Raw genomic sequence first — 23,732 nt, 5'->3', positions numbered from 1 at the left:
CTCACGGCCCGCACCCCCCGGCAAGGCCGGCCGTCGCCTCCTCGGCCCCCTCCTCGACGACGTACGCGCCTGCGGAACAGCCCCCGCCGGCACGGCCTTCAGCGAGAAGCTCAACCGGGCCGCGTTCACCGCCGGAGGGCTCGCCGCCGCGGGCCACCTCGACCACGGAGAGGGCCGCCTCCTGCTCCTCGAAGCCGCCGACCACGCACGACCACACCAGCAGCGCCGGAACCGCCTCATCGTCGAAGCAGGGCTGCGCGCCGGAAGCGACCGACCCATCCACCCCAAGGAATGCCCATGAGCAGCGCCGAAAGCACCGGGTTCAACGCCCAGGCCGCGGCGGAACAGCTCGCTGCGTTCACTCCGGACCCCGCACCGGCCGCACCGGCCGCGGCAGCCGCGACCGGCCGCCGCCTGCCCGCCCAGCAGGGCGGCGCCCAGCCGCCGGGCCCCCTCAACGACTTCATCGCGGGCGGCCTGCTGCGCAACCTCACCGACCGCGGCAACGCCAAACTGTTCGCCCACCTCCACCACCACCGGTTCCGGCACGTGGAGGGACTGGGCTGGTACGTGTGGGACGAGTACCGCTGGAAGCGGACCGGCGGGGAGAAGGCCGCCATCTGGGCCGCCGGCGAGATGGCCGAGGAGCTGCCCACCCACGACCCGCGGGGCGTCTTCACCGACCGCGAGCTGGCCCAGCACCGCAAGCGCGCCATGTCCACCTCCGGCGTCAAGGCCATGCTCACCCAGGCCAAGGCCTCCCCCGAACTCGCCCTCGACCCCGACACCCTGGACGGCGACAAGTACGCGCTGTGCACCCCCGCCGGCGTCGTGGACCTGCGCACCGGCGACCTGCGCAAGCCCGACCCCACCCGCGACCTGCACTCCCGCGCCACCTACCTGGCCCCCGAGGCCATGCCGACGCCCCGGTTCCACGACTTCCTCCACCAGACCTTCGGGGACGACGACAAGGGCAAGGAGATGATCAACTTCTTGCACCTGCTGCTCGGCTACTCCGTCACCGGCGACGTCGGCGGCCAGGTCCTGCCCTTCCTCTACGGCGTCGGCGCGAACGGCAAGTCCGCGCTCCTCGACGTCGTCATCAAGATCCTCGGCGACTACGCGGACGTCGCCCCGCCCGGCTTCCTGATGGAGCGCGGCAAGTTCAACGAGCACTCCACCGAGTTGACGGAACTGCACGGGCGCCGCCTGTTCGTCTGCAGCGAGCTCAAGCCGCACGACAAGTTCGACGAAGCACGCGTCAAGCTCCTCACCGGCGGCGACCGGCTCAAGGCACGCCGGATGCGGCAGGACTTCTTCAGCTTCGAGCCCACGCACAAGCTGTGGCTGCTCGGCAACCACCGCCCCGAGGTCGGCACCGGCGGACACGCCTTCTGGCGGCGCATCCGGCTCATCCCCTTCGAGCGGGTCGTGCCCGACCACCGGAAGATCGACAACCTGGCGGACATCCTGGTGACCGAGGAGGGCCCCGGCATCCTCAACTGGATGATCCAGGGCGCGAAGGCCTACCTCGCGACGAAGCCGGCCCTGACCGGCCCCAGCGTCGTCCGCACGGCCACCCAGGCCTACGCGACGACCGAGGACCACATCGGTCGATTCCTCGCGGAATGCTGCACCACCGGCGCGGACCTGGCCGAACCCCGTGATCTGAAAGTGGAGCAGGGGGCCCTCTACCGGGCGTACAGTGCATGGTGCCTCGACGGCGAGGGACTGCGCCCCGCCACGACCCGCGCATTCGCCACACGCATCCGGGCCGAGGTCGGCGTCGCGTCACCGAGCGAGATGCTCCGCTCGAACGGCCAGAAGTTCTACCCCGGTCTGGCCCTCCTCACCGACGAGGAACAGCCACCCCGTGAGGCGAACAGGGCAGGTTCCAGGTGACCGGCCGGACGTGTGCAGCCTCCCCGGGGCGGGCACGCCTACGATGGACAAGGAAGATGAACAGACCCACCGGGCGGCGGCGGCCCGCAGCGCACTGCCGCATATCGGTTTCGGCGCCGCCCGCGGCGTGGACGAACAAGGGGCCCGGAAGGGCCGACGTGAACGAGGAAGGACCCAGGCCATGAGCTCGCTACTGACGGCAAGCGATCTCGCCCACGAGGACAAAGTGGTGTGGCTGGAGGACCCCGAACAGCTCGATTACGTACGCCAGGCCCTGGACAAGACGCCCCGCCGGCGCGGGAAGCCGCGCTACCACCGCGACGGCCGCATGATCGGCTTCACCGAGCTCGGCGACACCGCGGAGGCGGACCCGGACAGCGGCCTGCAGAAGCGGCGCGTCTTCTACCTGCTGCCGCACGACCGGGACGCCGAGCCCGACGGCCTGTACCGGGAGGGCGCGCCGGGCGAAGCCGTCGACCCGCGGACGATCGAGCCGCGGCAGGTCGGCAGGAAGACCGCGCGGTCGCAGCGCGGGCTGTCCGCGCCGACCGTCGCCTGAACCGGTCTGCCGAGAGTCTCGTTCCGGTCCCTTTCAGGTGCGTTTCAGGTCGTTGTCCTTGACGCGGCGGGCGCCGCGACAGCTGAAGCGGTGGCTGAAAAGCGACTGAAGCCGATGGCGGATTTCAGTCCCTTCAGTCCCTTGGGTCCCTTCCCCGGTCCCTCCCCCGCTGTCGGCGGCGGCGCCGATGAGGCGTTAACGCCGTTAACGGCGTTAACGCCGGCGGCCGCCGCACCGCCTCAGATGCGGGTGATGAGCAGCTCCGTGACGGCCTTCAGGTCGTCCGGTGTGAGGTGCGCCGTCAGGGCGTCCGCGATCGTCTCCGGAGAATCCGTCGCGATCATGATGCGCGGGTGGCCGGTCGGCGACGGTCCCTGGCCGAACGCCTGCACCGTGCCCGCTGCCGTGCCGGCGGGCACGCCCGTGGGGGCGGCTTGGGCAGGACGGGCCGCGGGGGCAGCCGCCACCGGGTCGGCGGGGGCCGGTGCCGGGGCCGGTGCCGGGGCCGAAGCCTGCGTCGCGGGCGGCGGGGTGTGGGTGCGCTGGCGCGGGGTGACCGCCGCGGCCTCTGCGGCCGCCGCCTCCTGCTGCTCCTGCGGCAGCCGGCCGATGCGGCGGGCCGGCTCGACCTTCAGCTCCCCCGTGTCCACCTTCTCCTGGAGCTCCGGCGTCAGGTTCAGCAGCGCCAGCCGCTGCGACACCCACGCCGGCGTCTTCCCGAGCCGCTTGGCCACCTGGGCCTGGGAGCCGTGGACGTCCACGAGCTCCTGGAGGGCCCGCGCCTGGTCCATGGGTGCCACGTCGACCCGGTGGACGTTCGCGATGAGCGCCGACTCGAGGATGTCCGCGGCCGAGGAGGCGAGGGAGTCGTTCACGTGGATGTGCATCGACTTCAGGCCCGCCAGCTGGGCCGCCGCCAGGCGCCGGTTGCCGTCGATCACCACGTACGGGGCCCGGCCCAGGCCGTCGGTCTGCCCCGGGTGCGCCTCCATGAACGCCATGCGCGTGGCGACCGCGAGGGGCTGGAGCTGGCCGCGCGAGAGCAGGGACTGGGCCAGCTCGTCCAGCTCGGTCAGGTCCTCGCGGAGGTTGAACGGGTTGTGCGCGAGGGCCTCGATCGGCACCTCCGACGGCGGCTGGACCCCGGAGGTCGGGGCCCCCGTCGCCTCCGCGATGGCGGCGCGGCGGGGGCTGACGCCCACCGGCTGGGCCCGGGCGAAGGACGCCGAAACCCCGAGCTTGTCGGCCTTGCTCATGAGATCTCCCTGGCGAGGGCGCGCATCGCGACCGCCTGGTCGCCCTTCGGCGCGTAGACGAAGAGGGGCTGCTTCACACGGACGGCCTCGCGCTGTTCCTTCAGGTCCGGAACGACCGCGACGACACGGGGATCCTTTATGTCCATCCACGCCTGGAGCGAGGACGTCGCGATGAAGCCGCGGCGGCCGTCGTACAGGTTGACGACCAGCCCGAGGTAGTCGATGTCGAGGCTGAGGTCGTCCCGCAGGTCGTTGATCTGGGAGGTGAGGAGGTCGTAGGCGTCGGCCGACGAGTCCTCCGCCTGGACGACGATCAGCGCGCCCGAGGCGCCAGGCTGCTCGTTCTCGCGGCGGCGCCCGTAGTAGATGGCGGCGTCCATGCTGAGGCCGAGGCTCGGCGGGCAGTCGATGATGACGACGTCGTAGTCCGACTCCAGCGGGGTCAGCGCCCGTTCCAGGGAGGCCTCGCGGGCGCGGACCGTGGAGAGGCGGACGTCGAGGAGGAAGGCGTCCGTGCACGCGGGCAGCAGGTGCAGGCGGTCGCCGAAGCGCTCGTCCGGGATGGGGACGACCAGGTCGGCGAGGGGGCCCTTGGCCTCCCCCGCCATGTGGCAGGTGAGGCTGTCGCCGCCGATGGGCAGCGGCTGCTGGCCCAGCTGCTTGGTGAGGTGGCCCTGCGGGTCGAAGTCGACGAGCAGGACGCGCATCCCGAGGCCCGGCAGGTCCTCCAGGTCCAGCGAGCTGCCGGACCCGGCGGCCGGCGGGGCCGCGAACTGGCGGGCGACGCGCACCGGGTGCAGGGAGTCGGGGTCCTCGGCGAGAGCCTCACCGGTGCCGGCGGTGATCGCTGTCTTGCCGACGCCGCCCTTCTGGTTGCACACGACGATGCGGCGGACGACCGAGGGGCGCTGCACCGTCGGTGCCGGGTTCATCTCCAGCCAGAGGCTGACCGCTTGGGCCAAGCCCTGGATGAGGGAGACGCCGCGGTCCCTGGCATCGGCGCGGAACGACTCCCACTGGCCGGCGGGCAGCCAGGTGGAGAAGGACTCGGCGCCGGAGGTGTCCACGGAGGACGGTGCGGACGCGAGCGCGCTCCACTGTGCGATGCCCTGGTGGACGGCGTCCTGGATGTCGACCCGGAGTTGGGCCGTGCGGATCTTCAGTTCCTGGCGGAGCCAGGGCGGCAGCTTGGAGACGACCTTCTCTCGGTCGCTCGGGGTGGGAGAAGTCATGAGAGGGACTTTACTAACGTTCTGCGGTATGTGTGGGCGGCGCGCTTGGGTTTTGCTAACGAATTGGGTCGAGGTGCGGATGGGCGGGGGTACGGGCGCCCGTGACGGAGGGTCCGGAAAGCCGACAGGGCGGCCTCGCACACGCCGTAGCGAGCACCCCCGTGGTTCACCACGGCGTGTGCGGGGCCGCCCTGGGCGGCACGTTCGGGCGGGCCGGCCGGGCCCTGCCGACGGGGTCAGGCGACCCCGACCGCGGGCGAATCCGCGGAGAGGAGCCCGAGTTCGGCTCGCAGGCCCGGCGAGCCGGCGGCCGCGAAGAGCTGTATGCGGTCCCCGGGGACGATCCCGGGGAGCAGGAACGTCCACAGGTCGGTGACCCGGTGGTGGAGGTCCTCCCGGCCTGTTCGGACGTGCGAGGTGACCTGGATGCCGGTGAACGAGCCGACGAGGCACGTCGCGAGGTCGTTCACGTCCAGCGACGGCAGGAGGTCCCCGCGCTCCCGGGCCGGCACCAGGCACAGGCGGACCGTCTCGATCCACGCGTCGTAGGGCGCCGGGTCGGGGTTCGTGAAGGAGCCGAACTCGATGACGAGCCGGATGCCGGCGCGGATGCGGACGTTCGTGCGCAGCCCGTGCGCCATCTGGTGCGACAGGTCGATGACCGTCTGGAGGCCCGGGTCCTCTATGGCCGGGACGTCCGCGGAGACCTGGAACTGCTCGTCCATCAGCGTACGGGCGAGGGCTTCCTTGGAGCGGAAGTGGAAGTACAGGGCACCCTTGGTCACTCCGGCGTGGCGGACGACGTCGCTGAGGCTGGTCCCTCCGAAGCCGCTGTGGTCGAAGGCCTTCGCGGCACCGTCGAGGATCGCCTGCCGGGTGATCTCGGCACGTTCCTGCCGGGCCCTTGCCACGTACGCCACTCCTGCCGCTCTCAGCCCAGCGGCTGCGCCGCTGCGGCGGTTCTCGTACGGGCCCGGGACGTGGCCTGCACCGGGAGCCAATGTAGTGGGAGGACGCTAAAAAATACCAGTCGACAGGTACTTTTTTGAGCGTACGGAGGGGCGTTGACGGCGTCGAGGCGTTAACGGCGTTAACGCCCCTCCCCCGTCGGGCGGCCGGAGTCGGCTGTCGGGCGGGCCGGGCGTTAACGGCGTTAACGCCCCTCCCCCAGTGGGGGTCGCCGGGGGCGGGCGGGCCGGTCGGGCGTTAACGCCGTTAACGCCCTCGCTCCGGCACCCGGCCGCAGGGCGTTAACGGCGTTAACGCCCGACCCGAAAGCGCCTGTGCGGCGTGCGCCGCGGTGCGGGCTACACAGCGGGCGGAGCGTCCAAGGCGTTCAGCGCCGTCTGCCAGGGGAAGTGCGGCGGGGTGTCCTGGCCCGCGGGGCCCGGGACGAAGCCGTTCTCGCCGAAGAGGACCGTCACGCCACCAGTGCGCAGGGTCGCCAGCGACGGCTCGAACTGAGGGTGCGCGGCCAAGGCGGCATTCGTACACGGCATGGTGACGACCGGAGTGCCCTTGCCGACCGCCTCGGCGGCGACGCCGATCGCGAAGCGGTCGGTCAGGCCCAGCGCCCACGCGTTCACGGAGTTGAAGGTCGCCGGGGCGAAGAGCACCGCGTCGGCCGCCGGCCAGACATCGGGCTCGCCGGGAAGCTTGTACTGCCAGCGCACCGGATGCCCGGTGAGGGCGGCCAGCCCGTCGGTGCTGCCGGAGAGCCAGTGCGCGGCCGTCGGGGTGAGTCCCAGGCAGACGTCCCACCCGCGGGACTGGGCGTCCTCGATCACGTGGGCCACGTCGAACACGGGCGGTGCGGCGGAGCAGAGCAGATAGAGCGTTTTCGTGCTGGTCATAGCGACATGTGATCACATCCCTTGACCTCGACCACAGTTGAGGGCGCAGGATCGGAGCCATGAACGAAGAAGACACGGCCCTGAAGGCCATCGAGCAGGTCGTCGCCGACGTGCAGCGCACCCAGCGGGCCAAGGACGCGGAGGGCTTCCTCGCCCTCTTCCACCCCGACGCCATATGGACGACCGCACACGGCAAGGTCCTCATCGGATTCGATGCGATTGCCGACTTCACCCGGTCCGTGCTGCCCGGCGCGAGCTGGGACGGCGAGGTGACCTACGAGGTGGTGCACACCCGGTTCCTGCGGCCGGACGTCGCCGCCGTGAAAGTGCGCCAGCTGTACACCGACGCGGAGGGACGCCCGGAAAGCGAAGGCGCGCCGCTGTACGTGATGACGCGAGGCGACGACGGGCGCTGGCTGCTGACCGCCTGCCAGAACACGCAGGTTCGCGTCGCGTAGACGCACGCGTATGCGCGCGAGCCTCTCGGCCATGTTCCGTCTCGGGGCGTCAGGCTTGACTGGGCCCATGACACAGACAGCCACGCAGACGCAGACCGGGACCGGTACGACCCTCGTCATCGGGGGACGCGGCAAGACCGGGCGGCGCGTCGTCGCCAGACTTCGGGACAAGGGCCGTCCGGTGCGGGTCGGGTCGCGGAGCGGCCGGCCCGCCTTCGACTGGCACGAGCCGGCCGGCTGGGCGGCCGCCCTCGACGGGGTCGACCGGGTGTACGTGACGTACCACCCCGACCTGTCATTCCCGGGGGCGGCCGAGCAGGTCGGTGCGTTCGCGGAGGCGGCCGTCGCCGCCGGGGTGCGCCGGCTGGTGCTGCTCTCGGGGCGCGGGGAACAGGCCGCACAACGAGCCGAGGAGGCGGTGAAGGCCGCAGGAGCCGACTGGACGGTCGTCCGGGCCAGCTGGTTCAACCAGAACTTCGACGAGGACTTCTTCCTGGACTCCGTGCGCGCGGGGGAGTTCGCCCTGCCGACCGCGGACGCCGTCGAGGGGTTCGTCGACGCCGACGACATCGCCGACGTCGTCGTGGCGGCGCTGGAAGACGACCGGCACATCGGCCGCACCTACGAGCTGTCCGGACCACGGCTGCTGTCCTTCGGCGATGTGGCGGCCGAGCTGTCGAAGGCGACCGGGCGGCAGATCACGTACGTGCCCGTCACCGATGCGGACTTCCGGGCGGTCCTCCGGGAGCAGGGACAGCCGGAGGACTTCGCCGACCTGTTCGGGCTGCTGCTGGACGGGCGCAACGCCCACCTCGTGCACGGCATCGAGGACGTACTCGGCAGGCCGCCGCGGGACTTCTCCGCCTACGTGCGCGAGGCGGCGGCCACCGGAGTCTGGGACGTGTGAGCGGGGCGGCATGGACATGTTGAGCGGGCTGCTCGAAGGGCCCAAGGCGCGGGGTGCCGTCCTGCTGAAGGCCGTCTTCGATCCGCCCTGGGCGGTCCGCATCGAGGACCGGGCGCCGCTGACGGTCATGACGATGGTCCGCGGAGAGGGCTGGCTCCTCCCGGACGGCGGCCGGCCCGTCCGGATCGCGCCCGGGGACGTCGCCGTCGTACGCGGACCCGACCCGTACACGCTGGCGGACGAACCGGGGACACCGGTGCAGATCACCGTGGACGCCGAGCAGAACTGCAGCCTTCCGGACGGCACCGACGCCAACGGGACGCTGGACCTCGGGGTCCGGACCTGGGGCACCACGGTGCGGGAAACCGGGTCGGCCGTCATGCTCAGCGGCACCTACACCGAGCCGAGCGAGATCGGGCGGCGACTGCTGGGAGCCCTGCCGACCGTCCTCGTACGGCCGGCGGCAGAGGTCGACGCCACGCTGATCGGGCTCCTCGCCCGCGAGATCTCCCGCGACGAGCCGGGCCAGGAACTCGTCCTCGACCGACTGCTCGACCTGCTGCTCATCGGCGTGCTGCGTGCCTGGCTCGCCGATCCGGGGTCGGGGGCGCCCGGCTGGTACCGCGCCCAGTCCGACCCGGTCGTCGGACGAGCGGTACGGCTCCTGCACGAAAACCCGGCCCACGGCTGGACGGTCGCGGGACTCGCACGGAAGGCCGGGGTGTCCCGGGCAGCACTGGCGCGACGGTTCGCGGAGGTCGTGGGGGAGCCGCCGATCGCCTACCTGACGGGGCTGCGGCTGGCCCTGGCCGCAGACCTCCTCCGCGAACCGGACGCCACCGTGGCGACCGTGGCCCGACGGGTGGGGTACGGCTCGGCGTTCGCCCTGTCGACTGCCTTCAAACGAGTCCGCGGCCTCAGCCCCCGGCAGTTCCGCACCCAGCCCCCTGCCACAGAGCTCGGCCCGGGGGAGCGTTAACGCCGTTAATGACCGCCCACCCTCGCCGGACCGCGGGGCCGGGGCGTTAACGCCGTTAACGCCGGAGGGTGCGCGGGGGCGCCGGGCGCGGGGGAGTCCCGCCGCTGCGGGGCGTTAACGGCGTTAACGGCCGGGGCAGCCGGCTGCCGGTCGTGGGCCCGGGAGAGGCGGGGCGTTAACGCCGTTAACGGTTGAGGGTGTGCGGTGCAGAGAGACCGGAGGGGTGTTAACGGCGTTAATGGTGGCCGCGGTGCGGGGTGGCAGAGCCGGCGGTGCTCCGAGCGTTAACGCCGTTAATGGTCGAGGCCTGCCGCTCCTCGGGGAAGGGGCGTTAACGGCGTTAATGATCGTTTGGGGCGGGACGGTGGTGGACGGCGCGGGTCAGGCTGCGACGGGGGTGCGGGTGAAGGCCGTGCGCAGGGCGAAGATGCCGAGCAGGCCGCCTGCCGTGTAGCGCTGGGCCGCCATGAGGCGGGGCCGGGCGGCCAGGAATCCCGAGACGCGTGCCGCGCCCAGCATGATCAGAGCGTTCACCGCGAGCCCCACGATGATCTGCACCGCACCCAGCTGCAGCAGCTGTGCCCAGGCCGGGCCCGCCTGCGGGTCCATGAACTGGGGGAGGAGCGCGGCGTACATGAGGGCGATCTTGGGGTTGAGCAGGTTCGTCAGGAGCCCCATGGAAAAGAGGCGGGCGTCGGAGAGGGGAGGCAGGTCGTCGGACGGCGCGAAGGGCGAGCGGCCGCCGGGCTTGAGCATGTCCCACGCCAGGTAGGCCAGGTAGGCGGCTCCGGCGAGCTTGACCACCGTGAACGCCGGCGGGACTGCGGCGAACAGGGCGGACAGCCCGGCGGCCGCGGCCAGCAGGTAGCACAGGAACCCCACGGCGGTGCCGCTCAGACTGACCAGCCCCGCCCTGCGGCCTTGGGTGATCGCGCGCGAGGCGAGGTGGATCATGTTCGGTCCGGGGGTGAGGGCCATGCCCAGTTCGACCAGGGCGACTCCCCCGACTGCGGCGAGACTGATCACTGGTCGGCTCCTGTGGCAGGGCTGAGGGGGAGGACGCCGACCGCTTGGCCGCCTGAGGTTTCGCCTGTGAGGTGGAAACCGAGGTTCAGGTAGAACGGCTCCGGGGTGCCCGGGCCGGGTTCCCACGTCACGTACGCGTGGGTCGCGCCGCGGCGGGTCAGTTCCGCCGCGACCGCCTCGACCGCGAAGCGGCCGTACCCCTTGCCCTGGTGGGCGGCGGATATGTTCAGGCGCCAGATGCCGGAGCGGATGTCCGCAGGATCCTTCTCCGGGTTCCACGCGACGTCCAGGAACGCCATCACGAAGCCGACGACCTTCTCGCCGTCGACGATGGCGCGCGGCCAGGCGGCCGGTCCGTGGACGTACGCCTCGGCAAGGGACTTGACCACGGGGGAGACCAGGTGTGACTGGTCGGGGCGGACCTGGACGGCGCAGACGGCGTCGAAGTTGGCGGCGGTCACGGGTTCCAGACGCAGATGTGCGGCAGTGCTCATGCGCCGCAGCCTATCCGCGCCGGGTGGACGGCCCGGGCACGGATCCTGTGGTCCGACGGGCAGTCAGTCGGGCCTGCGCTGGGCGGCGATGGGGGCTGGCGGTCGGGGGGAGTGCGGCGTGCGGTCGGGGGCCCGGCCGGGAGGTCGTAGCCTGACCGTGGAGCGCCGGGTGAGGGCATCCGGCATCGGACCGGCAGGAGGCTGGGCGTGCTGACCGCACTGGACGGGGCGTACGGGGACCGCGCGGACGCGGTCGGTGTCGCCGGGCGGACCGCCTCGTACGAGGAACTGCTGGCCGCGGCGCGCGCGGTCGCGGCCGACGTGGCCGGGGCGCCGGCGTTCGCCGTGACCGCGACGGCGTCCCTGGAGACGGTGGCCGCGGCGGTCGGCGGGCTGCTGGCGGGGGTGCCGTTCGTTCCGCTGCCGCCCGACGCCGGCCCGGCGGAGCGGGAGCACATCCTGCGGGACTCCGGGGCCGTCACCGTGGACGTGGACTTCGCGCGCAGGGCAGCCGCGGCCCCGACCGGTGGGGGCGGGGGGCCGGAGGACCCCGCGCTCGTGCTGTACACCTCCGGGACGACCGGCGCGCCCAAGGGGGTCGTCCTCACGCGTGCCGCCGTGGCCGCCGACCTGGACGCCCTCGCCGAAGCCTGGCAGTGGAGCGCCGACGACACCCTCGTACACGGGCTGCCGCTGTTCCACGTGCACGGCCTGGTGCTCGGCGTCCTCGGTGCGCTGCGTACCGGCAGCCGGCTCGTGCACACCGGGAGGCCGACCCCCGAGGCGTACGCGCGCGCGGGCGGCAGCCTCTACTTCGGAGTGCCGACGGTGTGGTCCCGGATCGCGGCGGACGCGCAGGCCGCGGGCTCCCTGTCCGGAGCGCGGCTGTTGGTCTCCGGGAGCGCGGCCCTGCCCGCGCCGGTCTTCCGGGACCTGGAGCGGCTGACGGGACTGCGGCCCGTGGAGCGGTACGGGATGACGGAGACCCTGATCACGGTGAGCGGGCGGGCCGGCGGGGAGGTGCGCCCCGGCACGGTCGGCACGCCGCTGCCCGGCATCCGCACCCGGATCGCCGCCGAGCCCGGTGCGGAGATCGGGGAGCTCCAGGTCACCGGGCCGACGCTGTTCTCCGGGTACCTGGGGCGGCCGGAGGCCACCGCGGCCGCGTACACCGAGGACGGGTGGTTCCGTACGGGCGACATCGCCGCCGTCGACGCGGACGGAGTGCACCGGATCGTGGGGCGGGCCTCCATCGACATGATCAAGTCGGGCGGGTACCGGATCGGCGCCGGGGAGATCGAGAACGCCCTGCTGGACCACCCGAGGGTGCAGGAGGCGGCGGTCGTCGGGGTGCCCGACGCGGATCTGGGGCAGCGGATCGTGGCCTTCGTCGTCGCCGACGGGGTGACCGGCGCCGAACTCACCGACTTCGTCGCCGCCCACCTGTCCGTGCACAAGCGGCCGAGGGAGGTCCGCTTCGTTGCGGCGCTGCCGCGGAACGCGATGGGCAAGCCGCAGAAGAAGCTGCTGCTCGCCGGCGAGGCCGGAAACGCGCCGCAGTAGTTTCGGTTCCCTTATCGGGATTTTGAGTCGCTTCAGTCGCTGAGGGTGCGGCGGCAGGGGCTTGACCTGCGGTTCCGTGCAGGGACCGAAAGCGGAGGGACCGGGCGCGGCGGCGCCGGCGGCGCCCCGGTCCCTCAGGTGCCGGCGGGCTGCGGGTCGTGGCCGGCCTCCCGTTCGACCTGCGCCCGGAGCTCGTCCACGTCCAGCCCGAGGGTCTCCGCGTAGTGCTCCAGCATGTCCTCCAGGGGCTCTCCGACCTCGCGCCAGTCCTCCCACGCGTCCCGCCAGGCCACCTGCTGCTCGTCGGTCCATTGCTCCACGCCGGCGAGCTCCTCCTGGAGGCGCTTCACGATGTCGTGTGCCGCGTCGTACGCCCACTGGAGGTCGACCAGTTCTTCCATGTGGTCCGGCAGTTCGCTTTCCATGCCGGAATGCTAAACGGCCCCGCAACTCGCCTGTGCTACAAGGCAGTTACACCTACTTCAGGCCGTTACGAAAGAACCGGCCATCCGGTATGGTTCCCGCGTCGTGAGGGGGACGCCGGCCGGCGGGCGCCCGCACACCGATCGGGCACGGCTTCAGTCGAAGGCGAGCAGGGGGCGTATCGGATATGCAGACGCATGTGGTGATCATCGGCGGGGGGCCGGTCGGGCTGCTCCTCGCGGCCGAACTGGCCGGGTACGGGGTCGACACCGTGGTGCTGGAGGCACAGGACGCGGTGTCCGAACGGCCCAAGGCGACGACGCTCCACGCCCGGGCCGTGCAGTGCCTGGCCCGGCGCGGGCACCTCCCGGAGCACGTGCCGCTGTCGGCGGGCGGCGACGGCTGCGGCTGCCCGTTCCATTTCGCCGGGCTGCCCGGCCTGGTGATCACGGCGCCGGAAGGCGAGCCGGAGCCCATCCTCAAATGGCCCCAGGCCGAGCTGGAGCGGCTCTTCGAGGCCCGTGCGCGCAAGGCCGGCGCGCGGATCCTCCGCGGCCACCGGGTCGCGGAGATCCGCCAGGAGCAGGAGCAGGAGTCGGAGCAGGAGTCGGACGGCGTCGCCGGGGCCGGGGGAGCGGTGACCGTCAGAGCCGAGGGGCCGCACGGCCCCCTGACCCTGACCGCCCGCTACGCGGTCGGCGCGGACGGCGCCCGCAGCACCGTCCGGGAGCAGGCGGGCATCGCCTCCGAGACGCACCCGGCGACCGTCTCCGCGCTGACCGGCACCGTCCGGCTGCGCGACGGAGCCCTCGCCGACGGCTGGCACCGCACCCCGCACGGCTGGATCGTCGCCAAGAGCGATCCCCGCACGGGCGAGACGCACATCCGCACCCTCAACTGCGCGGGCGCCCACAGCGAGCGCCACCTTCCGCCCACCCTGGACGAGTTGCGGCGGGAGGTCGCCCGGATCGCCGGCCGCCACATAGGGATGGACGAGCCGCGCTGGCTCGGCCGGTTCAGCGACTTCGCCCGCCTCGCCGGAACGTTCCGCAGGGGGCGCGTCTTCCTCGCCGGGGACGCAGCGCACGTGCACTTCCCGATCGGCGGCCAGGGCCTGAGCACCGGAGTGCTGGACGCCCTCAACCTCGGCTGGAAGCTCGCCCTCGCCGTCCACGGCCAGGCGGGCCCCGGCCTCCTCGACAGCTACGACCGCGAACGCCGGCCCGCCGCCCGCCGGGTCCTCGACAACACCCGGGCCCAGCTGGCCCTGATGCGGCCCGGCCCCGAACTCGACGCCCTCCGGGCCCTCTTCGCCGCCCTGCTGTCGGCCGACCGCGACGCCGGACACCTGCGGAACATGATCAGCGCCCAGGACACGGTCCTCCCCGGCTGCACGGGGCGCACGCCCTTCGGAGGCGGGACGTTCCTGCCGAACGTCGCGCTCCACACCCCGCAGGGGGAGACCGACGTGATCGGGCTGCTCCAGGAGGGCCGGCCCCTGCTGCTGCTCTTCGGGGACGGGGCCCGCGTACACCGGGAGACGGCCCGCGGCTGGGAGGGCGTACTGCGCGTGGTCCGCGCGCGCCCCGTGCCCGAGGTCCCGTACGAGGCGCTGCTCGTGCGGCCCGACGGGTACGTGGCGTGGGCGCCGGGCGGAGAGGGGCTGGAGGCGGCGCTGTCCGAGCACTTCGCCGCGCCCGTGCCGGCCGCGCTGCCCTGACCGGCCCCCACCTCCGCCTCACCGTACGGAACCGGAATCCGAAACGGAACCGGAGGCAGAGCCTCCGTGAGGCGTGCCGAGGGGGCCCGCCGCGCGAGGGCGGCGGGCCCCCTCGGGTTCCCTTGCGGCCGGTCCGGGTCCGTGCCGTCCGGTCAGACCGCGGACGGCACCCCGACCGGTTCCGTCACCTCCGAGGCGTGCCGCTCGGCCCAGTTCTCCAGCGCCGTCCGGCAGGCGTGGTCGAGGTGGCGCAGGCCGCCCAGGTGCAGTTCGACGGGCCTGTCGTGCGGCAGCGACTCCAGGGTGTCGAGGATCTTCGGCAGCCGCAGGAAGGTGGCGTTGCCCGTCAGGTGGGCCTGGATGGGGCCGGCGCCCTTGTCGACGACCTCGACCCGGACGTGCGAGGTCTCCCACGCCGTCTTGGCCACGGCCAGCGCGAGCCCGACGAGCACCCCCTCGAACATGCCCACCGCCACGATCGCCGCGGCCGTGGCCACCAGGACGACGGCCTCCCCGCGGTGCTCCCGCCACAGCGCACCGATCTCCCGTACGGGGATCAGCTTGCAGCCGGCGTGGACGAGGACGCCCGCCAGCGCCGCCACCGGGATGACCCCGAGCGCGGCCGGCAGCAGCGCGGCGAACAGCAGCAGCCACACGCCGTGCAGCACGCGGGACGCCTTGGTCCGGGCGCCCGCCTGCACGTTGGCGGCGCTGCGGACGATGACCGCGGTCATCGGCAGGGCCCCCAGCAGCCCGCACACGGTGTTCCCGGCGCCCTGGGCCATGAGCTCCTTGTCGTACTCGGTGCGCGGCCCGTCGTGGAGCCGGTCGACGGCGGCGGCGCAGAACAGGCTCTCCGCCGAGGCGATCAGGGCGAACGCGAGGACGGTCCCGACGGCTCCGACGCCGGCGAGCTGCGCGAAGTCGCCCGCACCCGGCGGGTTCACGGAGTCCAGCAGCCCCTGTACCTCGACCTTCGCCACCGGCAGCCCCAGCAGGTACACGGCCGCCGTGGCCAGCCCGACCGCGGCGAGCGGCCCCGGCACCGTCTGCACGGCCTTCGGGAGCCGCTTCCACAGCACCAGCACGGCGATGGTCCCGGCGCCGACGGCGAGCGAGGCCGGCGAGGCGGCGGCGGATCCGAGGGCTCCGGCCAGGGTGCCCGGTAGCTGAAGGATCTTGTCCAGCCCGCCGGCGGGCGCCGCGACCCCGGCCATCGTGTACAGCTGGCCCGCGATGAGCACCAGCCCGATGCCGGCGAGCATGCCCTCGACGACCGCGAGGGAGATGGCGCGGAAGAACCGGCCGAGCCGCAGCGCGGCCATCAGCATCTGGAGCAGGCCCGCCGACAGGACGAGCACGCCGAGCGCGGCCACCCCGAACTCCTGGACGGCTTCGAAGACGAGTACGGTCAGGCCCGCGGCCGGCCCCGACACCTGGAGGCTGCTGCCCCGCATGGCGCCGGCGACGATCCCGCCGACGATCCCGGTCACCAGGCCGAGCTCGGCGGGCACCCCGGAGGCGACGGCGACGCCCACGCACAGCGGGAGGGCGACGAGGAAGACGACGACCGAGGCCCCGAAATCGCGGGCCAGGTTCGACGGGTCGGGCAGCCGCCGTCCGGCGGTCTTGTCGTGCGCGCTCACAGGGCGAGGAAGGCGTCGGCGTCCGGCCGGTGGGCCAGTACGGAACCGGTGTGGACCTCGTAGAACCAGCCGTGCAGCCGCAGCCGGCCGCCGGCGAGCCGCGCCGCGGCGCTCGGGTAGGCGCGCAGCCGGTCGAGCTGGTCCAGGACGTGGGCCTGCACCGGGCGGGAGAGGTCGGGCGGCGCGGTGCCCGCGCCGGCCGGGAGGGGGGTGGCCTGCTCCAGCCATTCGCGGACCGCGGGCACGGCCGTGAGGTCGTCCCCGCGGGCCATGGCGCCGACGGCGCCGCAGTGGGAGTGCCCGCACACGATGATGTCGGAGACCTCTAACACCTCGATGGCGTACTCGATGGTGGCGGATTCGCCGGCGGGGTGGGGCTGGTCGTACCGGGGGACGATGTTGCCGGCGGTGCGCAGCTCGAACAGCTCCCCCGGGCGGGCCCCGGTGATCAGGGCCGGGACCACCCGGGAGTCGGAGCAGGTGATGAACAGGGCGTGCGGGGACTGGCCGGAGGCGAGCCGGCTCAGTTCCTCCGGCTGTACGGAGATCTCCGGGAAGGCGCGGGCGTGCTCGATGAGGTGTTGCATGTCATGCCTCCTGATGCGTCTGAGGGCGCGTCGGTGTGACGTGTGCTGTGAAGTGAGTAAGGAGTGACTCAAGGGGCGCTAGAGGATGGAACGAGTCCGAAAAACGTCGGTACGGGTGGCAGGTAGGGTGCCTTCCGAGCGCGGCGGAGGGCCGTGCCGAGAGGCGTGTGGAAGCAGCCCGGGGCGGTGGGCGGTCGTACGCGTTCCAGGGGTGGGGGGCTGCACGGGCTGGGTGCGGGCGTACGGCGGCGCGCGCCGCGGCAGGGCAGGGCGGACCGGGGTGGGGTCAGCCGCCGGTGGCGGGCGTCGTGGTGTGGTGCGCGGCGCTGTTCAGCAGCGGAAGGCCTGGATCGCCGCGAGGCGTCTGGACCCCGGAACGAGGGCCGGCACGCACGGGCCGGAGGTGTCGGCGGCGGTCGCCGGCCTGTCGCTGTCGGCGGGGCGGGCGCCGCTCCGTCCGGGCCGGTCCACGCGGGAGGATCCGGAGCGGACGGCGTTGCGGCAGTGGCTCGGGGCGGACTTCGCCGCGGGCGCGGCCTCGTCGCACAGAGGACTCTCCGTGCCGACGGCGAGCGCCGGCAGGGGGCGGCTTTCCGGTGCCCCGTCACCGCGCGCCAACAGCAGGGCCAAGAGGGTGGCGGCCAGTGCCGCCAAGAGGAACCGGCCGGTTCGGGATCGTGTCACGGCTCGGCTCCTCCCACGGCAAGAGTCGGTGCACACAACGGCGGACCGGGGGTGCGGTGGCCGCCCCCTGACGGTGACGCTAGCACCTCAACCTTGAGTGGAATGTTAACCGGACGTGACCATAGCCCCTCGGGAGTGGCCGGATCCCGAAGGGTCGTGGCTCCTGCCCGCCGTCGGCGAAGAGCGCCGGCGGGAGCGGCAGTTGGGAGGCGGCGGCGGAGCGGCCGCGCCTGCCGCGGCGGCGCACCGCCGCCCGCCGGGCCGGGCCGGGGGTGTGCCCCGGGCCCGGCGCCGGTCGTCAGGCGGCGCCGGCGGGCGTGGCCTCGCGGGCGGCGGTGAGGTTCTCCAGGGCCTCCGCGTACACGGCGGCGCCCCGGTGCTCGGACAGGTCCAGCGAGGCCAGCACGGACGGGATGACCACGCTCGGCAGGACGTGGCGCATCAGCGCCGACACCCGGCCGACCAGGTCCTGGTACTCGCAGATCGCCTGCGACATCGACTGGATGCCGGCGAAGGACCCCACGATGACGTCGGCCGTCTCGGACGGCACGACGTGCGGCAGCAGCTCGCCCTGGGCCTGTGCCCGCTGGAGCAGCTCCAGGCCGACCTCGCCCCACCGCAGGAACGGACCGCTGCGGTCCAGGCCCTGGGCCAGCTGGTCCATCGACAGGCGGACCCCGGCGCGCACCATCGGGTCGGTCTGGAGGCGGTGGGCCTGAAGCATCACCACGTCCACGATCTCCTGCATCTTGGAGGCGCGAGGCGGGACGGAGAGCTGCTGGTCCTGTTCGGCGAGGACTCCCTGCGCGAGGTCTTCCTTCGACTGGAAGTGGAAGTACAGTGCCCCCTTCGTCACCCCTGCGGTGGTGAGGATCTCGGAGATCGTCGCCGCCTGGTAACCGCGCTCTTCGAAGATCTTGGCCGCTGCGGAGAGGATCGTCTTGCGTGTGCGGATGGCACGGACCTGCTCAGCCACGTGACACCTACCTCCTCGGGTTAGGCGAACCGATGAAGGCTCAGAAAAAACCGTCCAGTTCGTATTTTACAAAGCGTAACGGCTCCGAGGACCCCGCACCACTAACAGGTGTAACTTTCAGTCAAGTTGGGACGCTCATGATCCTTGTGACCGGCGGCAGCGGCACGATCGGCCGCGAAGTGCTCCGCCTCATCCCCTCCGACGTGCGCGTTCGCGTGATGGCCCGGGTGCCGGAACGCATTGTGGGAGCGCCCGCAGCCGCCGAGGTGGTCCGCGGCGACTTCGCTGATCCGCACTCCGTGGCGGCCGCCCTGGCGGGCGCGGACGCGGTCTTCCTCGTCACCAACCGTGTGGAGGAGGACGACGGCCGGTTCCTTCGGGCCGCGCGCTCGGCCGGCGTCCGGCACGTCGTCAAGCTCTCCGCCGCCGCGGTCGAGGACCCCCTCGCCGACGACGCCGTCACCCGCTGGCAGCGGCGCAACGAGGAACTGCTGCGCACCTGCGGGACGGGCTGGACCCTGCTGCGCCCCCGCTCCTTCATGTCGAACGCACTCTCCTGGGCCGGGTCCGTCCGGGAACAGGGGGTCGTACGGGCCCTCCACGGCCGCTCGCCCAACTCCTGCGTCGACCCCCGGGACGTCGCCGAGGTGGCCGCACGGGCGCTCACCGGGCGGATACCGCCCGGCGGGGCGCACACGCTGACCGGCCCCGAGGCGCTCACCGCCGCCGGGCAGACGGCCGTGCTCGCCGGGCTGCTGGGGAGGCCGCTGCGGTTCGAGGAGCTGGGCGCGCAGCGGGCGCGCGCCGCGCTCGCCGCACGCCACCCCGCGGAGGTCGTCGAGGCACTGCTGGAGAGCGCGGAGCGGCAGCGGGCCGGGGCGAAAGCCGGGGTGGACGGTACGGTTCCGCGCCTGCTGGGGCGGCCTGCAGGCTCCTTCCGCCGATGGGCGTCCGACCACCTGGCGGCCTTCGCCGGCGGGTGACGCCCGGACGGCGGGCGCGGGCGCGGGGTCGGGCGCGGGGGCGGCGGTGGTGGAGGTGGCGGCGGGCGCGGGGGTGGTGGCGTGCGCGGCGCCGCCGCTCCGGGGGCCGGCCGGGCCGTCACGACTCGTGGCGGCTCGCCCTGACCGTGGAGGTGAAGACGGCCTCGCCCGCCTGGCGGGCCGTCACCACCACGGTCTCCTCGCCGTCGGGGCCGGTGTGCGGGGCGCGTACCGCCTCGATCATGCAGGGGGCGTCCAGCTCCGCGTACTTGGTGAACTCGCTGGCCAGGCCGAGGGGCAGGTAGGAGGAGCGGCCGAGCGCGGCGGCCGTGGCCTGGCGGGCGGCCTCCAGCAGGACCATGCCCGGCACGTGGTCCACCGCGTGCTCGAACAGCACCGGGTGGCTCGTGTCCACGCGCAGCTGCCAGCGGTCCTGCTCGCCGGTGGGGGAGAGCACCACGTCCATGGGCGACATGCGGCCCACGCTCTGCGGGGCCGCCGGGCTGATCAGCGGCAGCCGGTACCAGTCGCCGTCGAGGGTGTGGCCGCGGCGGATCCGGCGGTAGACGGCGGGCGCCATGCAGGAGAAGGAGCCGCCGCCGGTGGCGACGACGTGGCCGTCCCGGCGCAGGACCGCCTCGAAGCGCAGACCTGACAGAGCGGTTCCGCGGCGGTTGACCTCGGTGCACGTGACGTCGATCGTCAGTGCAGCGGGTTCCAGGCCGACCCGCAGGTGCCGGGGCTCGACGTCGATGGAGATGTCCCGGATGGCGAAGTGGTGGCCGAACGGCACGCCGAACTCGGCGTGTCCCAGCAGGATTCCGATCTGGCGGACGGTCTCGCAGGCGATCAGCGGGTCGTGGTGGCCGCCGGCGACGGGGGTGAAGAAGCTGTGGCCGCGCGGCCACTGGGCCGCCATCACGAAGTGCGTGTCGTCCACTCTGGCCCAGTCGGTGAGCACCACCTCGGCGACGGCCGAGCGGTGCACCAGCTCCTTCGGGACCGTCGTCGTCAGCGGCGTGGAGAAGGAGCTGCCGGGTCGGGCGGCGAATGCCGCGAAGGCCGCCCTCGTGTCTCCGTCGAACGTGGTGCGCTCAACCTGGAACGTGCTCGCAGACATCGATCCCCCCTGGGTCCGTTTGAGAGCGAGTCGGGTACGGGTTGCCCTTGGCCGGGAAAACTACATACCAACCGGTTTAATTTCTAGTGGCTGTCGGAGCGCGTTGCCGAAATTGGCGGAGGCGTTGACTCCGTGTTGCCCGCTTCTCGCCCGTGAGTTGGGCACCGTCCGGCGTTTCCGCTGGTCGCTGTGGTGTGGGGGTGAGGGAGGGGGATGAGTCGGCCCTGAGTGGCCCTTGAGGGGACCTCGAATGAACAGTGCGGTGACGGGAGTCCGGGCCTGTCCGAACTGCGCCCTTGTGGCGGGTTGCCTGCCGCAGTGCAGTAAAAACCGCTCGGGCGGTTTGTTAGAGTCGTCGTCAGTTGGGGCCGCTGGCCTGCCCCCTTCCGTGCGCCTCGGCTTCCGAGCACGACTCCGGTCCGTCTTCGGCGAGCACGGCACCCCCCGGCACTGACGGAGCAGTCGATGACCAAGCAGGAGCGCGCCGTCCGCACGCGTGGAACCCTGATCCGGTCCGCCGCCGAGGTCTTCGGCAGAGAGGGCTACTCGGTCGCCTCGCTCGCCGCGATCAGCTCGCTGGCCGGAGTGAGCAACGGAGCCCTGCACTTCCACTTCGCGAGCAAGGCCGTCCTGGCCGACGCCGTCGAGGCCGCCGCCCTCGCGCGCCTTGCGGAGCTGGTCGGCGGGCCGCTCCCGCCGCCCGGCGGGAGCCGCGTGCAGCACCTCGTCGACACGACCCACCGCCTCGCCGGCGCCCTGCGCACCGATCCCGTGCTGCGGGCCGGCTTCCAGCTGGCCGGCGAGTCCTCCCGCCCGCCGCGGCACGACCTGCGTGGGCACTGGCGCGCCTGGGTCGAGGAGGCCGTACGCGGCGCGGAGGCGGCGGGGGAACTGCGCGCCGGGGTGGCGGTGCGGGACGCGGCGGCCGCGGTGGCCGCGGCCACCACGGGCCTGGAGGTCCTCGGCGTCCGCGACACGGAATGGCTCTCGGCCGCCGCGGTCGCCGGGCTCTGGCGACTACTGCTTCCGGCGCTCGTGCCGGAAGCGGTCGTCGAGGGGATCGAGGCCGCGGGAGCCTGCCCGCTGTAGAGACCCTCCGGTCTGTTTCAGGCGGGGCGCGGCATGATTCCGGTGAGATGCGGGTGTGGTCCACAAGGTTGCCACCTGGGTACATCCGCCTGAACTCGCGTTCTGAACAGGCAAGTTGAGCGGTCCTCAAGCGTGACCAGGCATCAAAACAGCACGGTCGGTTTTGTATTGACAAACCGTCGGACCTGTTTTTTACTGAGTGCGGCTCATCCACGAACCAGGGGAGTACGGCGTGGACATCGAAGTACTGGGCACACTGGCGGTTCGGGAACAGGGCGTCTCCATTACGCCGACCGCCCCCAAGCCGCGACAGGTTCTGGCGCTGCTCGCGCTCCATGCCGACCAGGTCGTCCCGGTCTCGGCCCTCATCGAGGAGCTGTGGGCGGGCACCCCGCCGCGCAGCGCCCGCACCACCCTCCAGACGTACGTCCTCCAGCTGCGGGCCCTCATCGCCGCGGCCCTCGACCAGGCCGCCGCCCGGTCCGCCGAGGACAGCGCGGACGGGCACCCCGTGCAGGGCGCGGCGGCCGCCGGCCGGCGCACCGCCAAGGACGTCCTCGTCACCCTGCCCGGCGGCTACCTGCTCAACAGCGGCGGCGGCACCAGCGACGTCCGCGAGTTCGACCGCCTCGCCGGCATGGGATACCGCGCCATGGACGCGGACGACTTCCCCGGCGCGGCCCGGCTGCTCCGCGAGGCGCTGTCCCTGTGGTCCGGCCCGGCCTTCGCCGACGTCCAGGGCGGCGTCCAGCTCGACATGGAGACGCGGCGGCTGGAGGAGACCCGGCTCTGCGCCCTCGACCAGCGCATCGAGGCCGACATGCGCCTCGGCCGGCACCGCGAGCTGCTCGCCGAGCTCACCGTCCTCGTCAGCCGCTACCGCACCCACGAGAACCTGCACGGCCAGTTCATGCTGGCCCTGCACCGCTCCGGCCGCCGCGGCGAAGCCCTCGACGTCTACCAGCGGCTGCGCGCCACCCTCGTGCGGGAGCTCGGCATCGAACCCTCCGCGGCCCTGCGCAGACTGCAGCGCTCCATCCTGATGGCGGCCCCGGAGAACCAGCTCGACAGCGCCGCCAAGGCGGCCAGCGAGCGGCTCGTACGCGTCGGCTGACATGGCCGGCGCGCGCAGGACCACAGCCGGGGCCACGGGCGCCGCGGCCGGGACCGCGGGCAGGACCGCGGCCGGGACCGCAGGCAGGGCCGGGGCCGCGGGCAGGGCCGGCGGCAGGACCGCGGGCCGGGGAGGCGGAACCGTGCAGGAGAGGTCGGAGCGCACCCGCCGGCGGCTCGTCCGGGCCGGCGCCGAGATGTTCCACCGCAACGGCTACGCGCAGTCCACGCTCGGCGACATCGCCCGCACCGCCGGCGTCACCAAGGGCGCCCTGTACTTCCACTTCGGCTCCAAGGACGAACTCGCCGAAGCCGTCCAGCAGCGCGGCGCAGCCCTGCTCGGCGACACCGTGCGCGAGCTGCGCGCCGCCGGGGCCTCCCCGCTGCAGGCGCTGGTCACCACCACGCACTGGCTGGCCCGCGCCCTGCACGACGACCCCGCCGTCCCGGCGAGCTTCCGCATCACCAAGGAGTGCACCGGCCGGCCCGCCGGAACCGCCGACTTCCACCGGGCGTGGCTCGGCGCCGTCCGCACCCTGCTGCGGCAGGCCCGCGACGCCGGCGAACTGCGGCCGGGCCTCGGCTGGGAGAGCGCCGAGTCGCTCGTCGCCGCGGCCGCCTGCGGCATCGAGGCCCTCGCCGCCGCCGGCATGCCGAACGACGAACTGCGCAGCAGGGTCGCCGCCATGTGGGAGCTGCTGCTGCCCGGCCTCGTCCCCGGCACCGCCGCCGCGTACGCCGTCCGCCCGCCGGGGGAGGAGCCGGCCGGGCCGCCCGCGTCCGCGACGGCGCCGAGCCGCCCCGGTACCGCCGAACCCCTGGAGTGCCGCCGATGACGACCGGTGAACACCCGCTCCCCGAGGCCGCATCCGCCCCCGCACCCGCTGCCGCGGCGGCCGGAGCGACCGCGGACGTGCCCGCCGAGGTCCTGGCCGACGTCCTCGGCGTCCTCGGCGACGTCCTGCGGATCGACGCCGCCCGGATCGACCCGCGGCAGACCTTCTGGTCCCTCGGCATGGACTCCCTGCTGACCGTCGAACTCGTCGCGGTCGTCAACGCCCGCCACGGCACGGCGATCCTGCCGACCGACCTCTACGAACACCCCACCCCGGAGTCGTTCGCCGCGCAGGTGGCCGCGGAGCTGCACCGGACGGCCGCCCCC

Annotated in this window: 24 protein-coding genes and 1 pseudogene; 13 read left to right on the top strand and 12 right to left on the bottom strand. The window is 73.1% G+C overall.

The annotated features are described in order from the left end of the window. The 3 genes and pseudogenes from EF903_RS09970 to EF903_RS09960 form a co-directional block, all read left to right on the top strand. A pseudogene (locus EF903_RS09970) lies at positions 1–301 on the top strand (DNA primase); the annotation flags it as partial. After that, positions 298–1,902: a phage/plasmid primase, P4 family gene (locus EF903_RS09965; RefSeq protein ID WP_185902600.1), complete on the top strand. Its 1,605-nt coding sequence runs from the start codon at positions 298–300 to the stop codon at positions 1,900–1,902. The pseudogene EF903_RS09970 and the gene EF903_RS09965, both read left to right, overlap by 4 nt. 181 nt (positions 1,903–2,083) lie before the next feature. Then, complete coding sequence (locus tag EF903_RS09960; protein WP_114059230.1) at positions 2,084–2,461, top strand: DUF6009 family protein; 378 nt, start codon at positions 2,084–2,086, stop codon at positions 2,459–2,461. A 239-nt stretch (positions 2,462–2,700) separates the two neighbouring features. Here EF903_RS09960 and EF903_RS09955 read toward each other — a convergent pair whose 3' ends face one another. The 4 genes from EF903_RS09955 to EF903_RS09940 form a co-directional block, all read right to left on the bottom strand. After that, the gene (locus tag EF903_RS09955; protein ID WP_125542831.1) at positions 2,701–3,717 is read right to left on the bottom strand and encodes a ParB/RepB/Spo0J family partition protein; all 1,017 of its coding nucleotides are present in this window, start codon (positions 3,715–3,717) and stop codon (positions 2,701–2,703) included. Next, on the bottom strand, positions 3,714–4,949 hold the full coding sequence (locus EF903_RS09950) for a ParA family protein (protein ID WP_125542830.1): 1,236 nt from the start codon (positions 4,947–4,949) through the stop codon (positions 3,714–3,716). The genes EF903_RS09955 and EF903_RS09950 overlap by 4 nt, the downstream gene beginning before the upstream one ends. Positions 4,950–5,185: 236 nt before the next feature. Next, positions 5,186–5,860, bottom strand: coding sequence for a ScbR family autoregulator-binding transcription factor (locus EF903_RS09945; RefSeq protein WP_260615040.1), 675 nt, complete (start codon positions 5,858–5,860; stop codon positions 5,186–5,188). A 396-nt stretch (positions 5,861–6,256) separates the two neighbouring features. Further along, on the bottom strand, positions 6,257–6,802 hold the full coding sequence (locus tag EF903_RS09940; RefSeq protein ID WP_125542829.1) for a flavoprotein: 546 nt from the start codon (positions 6,800–6,802) through the stop codon (positions 6,257–6,259). Between the two features lie 59 nt (positions 6,803–6,861). Here EF903_RS09940 and EF903_RS09935 point away from each other — a divergent pair, with 59 nt between their 5' ends. From EF903_RS09935 to EF903_RS09925, 3 genes are all read left to right on the top strand, one after another. After that, a complete protein-coding gene (locus EF903_RS09935; protein ID WP_125542828.1) occupies positions 6,862–7,260 on the top strand; it encodes an SgcJ/EcaC family oxidoreductase in 399 nt (132 codons plus the stop codon). Positions 7,261–7,327: 67 nt separating this feature from the next. Next, positions 7,328–8,167: an NAD(P)H-binding protein gene (locus EF903_RS09930; RefSeq protein WP_221888724.1), complete on the top strand. Its 840-nt coding sequence runs from the start codon at positions 7,328–7,330 to the stop codon at positions 8,165–8,167. A gap of 10 nt (positions 8,168–8,177) precedes the next feature. Beyond that, positions 8,178–9,146: an AraC family transcriptional regulator gene (locus EF903_RS09925; RefSeq protein WP_125542826.1), complete on the top strand. Its 969-nt coding sequence runs from the start codon at positions 8,178–8,180 to the stop codon at positions 9,144–9,146. A 381-nt stretch (positions 9,147–9,527) separates the two neighbouring features. Here the strand turns inward: EF903_RS09925 and EF903_RS09920 are convergent, their stop codons facing one another. Next, complete coding sequence (locus EF903_RS09920; protein WP_125542825.1) at positions 9,528–10,172, bottom strand: LysE family translocator; 645 nt, start codon at positions 10,170–10,172, stop codon at positions 9,528–9,530. Continuing rightward, positions 10,169–10,666, bottom strand: coding sequence for a GNAT family N-acetyltransferase (locus EF903_RS09915; RefSeq protein ID WP_125542824.1), 498 nt, complete (start codon positions 10,664–10,666; stop codon positions 10,169–10,171). The genes EF903_RS09920 and EF903_RS09915 overlap by 4 nt, the downstream gene beginning before the upstream one ends. Positions 10,667–10,873: 207 nt before the next feature. Between EF903_RS09915 and EF903_RS09910 the strand changes: the two genes are divergently transcribed. Further along, positions 10,874–12,229: an AMP-binding protein gene (locus EF903_RS09910; RefSeq protein ID WP_185902599.1), complete on the top strand. Its 1,356-nt coding sequence runs from the start codon at positions 10,874–10,876 to the stop codon at positions 12,227–12,229. Between the two features lie 134 nt (positions 12,230–12,363). On the opposite strand, the gene EF903_RS09905 is transcribed toward EF903_RS09910, so the two are convergent. Then, positions 12,364–12,654, bottom strand: a complete 291-nt coding sequence (locus EF903_RS09905; RefSeq protein WP_125542822.1) for a hypothetical protein — start codon at positions 12,652–12,654, stop codon at positions 12,364–12,366. A 185-nt stretch (positions 12,655–12,839) separates the two neighbouring features. Between EF903_RS09905 and EF903_RS09900 the strand changes: the two genes are divergently transcribed. After that, positions 12,840–14,372 (top strand): FAD-dependent monooxygenase, encoded by a 1,533-nt coding sequence (locus tag EF903_RS09900; RefSeq protein WP_125542821.1) that lies wholly within the window; start codon positions 12,840–12,842, stop codon positions 14,370–14,372. A 152-nt stretch (positions 14,373–14,524) separates the two neighbouring features. Here the strand turns inward: EF903_RS09900 and EF903_RS09895 are convergent, their stop codons facing one another. The 4 genes from EF903_RS09895 to EF903_RS09880 form a co-directional block, all read right to left on the bottom strand. Then, a complete protein-coding gene (locus EF903_RS09895) occupies positions 14,525–16,018 on the bottom strand; it encodes a SulP family inorganic anion transporter (protein ID WP_125542820.1) in 1,494 nt (497 codons plus the stop codon). Beyond that, positions 16,015–16,605, bottom strand: a complete 591-nt coding sequence (locus tag EF903_RS09890; protein WP_125542819.1) for a carbonic anhydrase — start codon at positions 16,603–16,605, stop codon at positions 16,015–16,017. The genes EF903_RS09895 and EF903_RS09890 overlap by 4 nt, the downstream gene beginning before the upstream one ends. A 330-nt stretch (positions 16,606–16,935) precedes the next feature. Further along, the gene (locus tag EF903_RS09885) at positions 16,936–17,289 is read right to left on the bottom strand and encodes a hypothetical protein (protein WP_125542818.1); all 354 of its coding nucleotides are present in this window, start codon (positions 17,287–17,289) and stop codon (positions 16,936–16,938) included. Positions 17,290–17,587: 298 nt separating this feature from the next. Further along, positions 17,588–18,265 carry a ScbR family autoregulator-binding transcription factor gene (locus tag EF903_RS09880; protein WP_125542817.1) on the bottom strand — a complete coding sequence of 226 codons (678 nt, stop codon included), beginning with the start codon at positions 18,263–18,265 and terminating at the stop codon, positions 17,588–17,590. Between the two features lie 137 nt (positions 18,266–18,402). Here EF903_RS09880 and EF903_RS09875 point away from each other — a divergent pair, with 137 nt between their 5' ends. Next, positions 18,403–19,248, top strand: coding sequence for an NAD(P)H-binding protein (locus tag EF903_RS09875; RefSeq protein WP_125542816.1), 846 nt, complete (start codon positions 18,403–18,405; stop codon positions 19,246–19,248). A 118-nt stretch (positions 19,249–19,366) separates the two neighbouring features. Here the strand turns inward: EF903_RS09875 and EF903_RS09870 are convergent, their stop codons facing one another. Further along, a complete protein-coding gene (locus tag EF903_RS09870; RefSeq protein ID WP_125542815.1) occupies positions 19,367–20,368 on the bottom strand; it encodes a ScbA/BarX family gamma-butyrolactone biosynthesis protein in 1,002 nt (333 codons plus the stop codon). A 465-nt stretch (positions 20,369–20,833) separates the two neighbouring features. Between EF903_RS09870 and EF903_RS09865 the strand changes: the two genes are divergently transcribed. The 4 genes from EF903_RS09865 to EF903_RS09850 all read left to right on the top strand — a co-directional run. Further along, positions 20,834–21,457 carry a ScbR family autoregulator-binding transcription factor gene (locus EF903_RS09865; RefSeq protein ID WP_125542814.1) on the top strand — a complete coding sequence of 208 codons (624 nt, stop codon included), beginning with the start codon at positions 20,834–20,836 and terminating at the stop codon, positions 21,455–21,457. Between the two features lie 232 nt (positions 21,458–21,689). Next, positions 21,690–22,571 (top strand): AfsR/SARP family transcriptional regulator, encoded by an 882-nt coding sequence (locus EF903_RS09860; RefSeq protein ID WP_125542813.1) that lies wholly within the window; start codon positions 21,690–21,692, stop codon positions 22,569–22,571. Between the two features lie 142 nt (positions 22,572–22,713). Beyond that, a complete protein-coding gene (locus EF903_RS09855) occupies positions 22,714–23,406 on the top strand; it encodes a ScbR family autoregulator-binding transcription factor (protein ID WP_185902598.1) in 693 nt (230 codons plus the stop codon). Then, the coding region (locus EF903_RS09850) for an acyl carrier protein (protein ID WP_185902597.1) at positions 23,403–23,732 on the top strand (330 nt) is incomplete at its 3' end. The genes EF903_RS09855 and EF903_RS09850, both read left to right, overlap by 4 nt.

Source organism: Streptomyces sp. WAC05292, from assembly GCF_003949955.1.
Lineage (GTDB): Bacteria > Actinomycetota > Actinomycetes > Streptomycetales > Streptomycetaceae > Streptomyces > Streptomyces globosus.
This window is presented reverse-complemented; position numbering and strand designations above follow the sequence as displayed.

Bases quoted from the DNA above. Each gene is read 5' to 3' on its own strand.
- EF903_RS09965 (WP_185902600.1), top strand. From the start codon at position 298: ATGAGCAGCGCCGAAAGCACCGGGTTCAACGCCCAGGCCGCGGCGGAA.
- EF903_RS09960 (WP_114059230.1), top strand. From the start codon at position 2,084: ATGAGCTCGCTACTGACGGCAAGCGATCTCGCCCACGAGGACAAAGTG.
- EF903_RS09955 (WP_125542831.1), bottom strand. From the start codon at position 3,717: ATGAGCAAGGCCGACAAGCTCGGGGTTTCGGCGTCCTTCGCCCGGGCC.
- EF903_RS09950 (WP_125542830.1), bottom strand. From the start codon at position 4,949: ATGACTTCTCCCACCCCGAGCGACCGAGAGAAGGTCGTCTCCAAGCTG.
- EF903_RS09940 (WP_125542829.1), bottom strand. From the start codon at position 6,802: ATGACCAGCACGAAAACGCTCTATCTGCTCTGCTCCGCCGCACCGCCC.
- EF903_RS09935 (WP_125542828.1), top strand. From the start codon at position 6,862: ATGAACGAAGAAGACACGGCCCTGAAGGCCATCGAGCAGGTCGTCGCC.
- EF903_RS09930 (WP_221888724.1), top strand. From the start codon at position 7,328: ATGACACAGACAGCCACGCAGACGCAGACCGGGACCGGTACGACCCTC.
- EF903_RS09925 (WP_125542826.1), top strand. From the start codon at position 8,178: ATGGACATGTTGAGCGGGCTGCTCGAAGGGCCCAAGGCGCGGGGTGCC.
- EF903_RS09915 (WP_125542824.1), bottom strand. From the start codon at position 10,666: ATGAGCACTGCCGCACATCTGCGTCTGGAACCCGTGACCGCCGCCAAC.
- EF903_RS09905 (WP_125542822.1), bottom strand. From the start codon at position 12,654: ATGGAAAGCGAACTGCCGGACCACATGGAAGAACTGGTCGACCTCCAG.
- EF903_RS09900 (WP_125542821.1), top strand. From the start codon at position 12,840: ATGCAGACGCATGTGGTGATCATCGGCGGGGGGCCGGTCGGGCTGCTC.
- EF903_RS09890 (WP_125542819.1), bottom strand. From the start codon at position 16,605: ATGCAACACCTCATCGAGCACGCCCGCGCCTTCCCGGAGATCTCCGTA.
- EF903_RS09875 (WP_125542816.1), top strand. From the start codon at position 18,403: ATGATCCTTGTGACCGGCGGCAGCGGCACGATCGGCCGCGAAGTGCTC.
- EF903_RS09870 (WP_125542815.1), bottom strand. From the start codon at position 20,368: ATGTCTGCGAGCACGTTCCAGGTTGAGCGCACCACGTTCGACGGAGAC.
- EF903_RS09865 (WP_125542814.1), top strand. From the start codon at position 20,834: ATGACCAAGCAGGAGCGCGCCGTCCGCACGCGTGGAACCCTGATCCGG.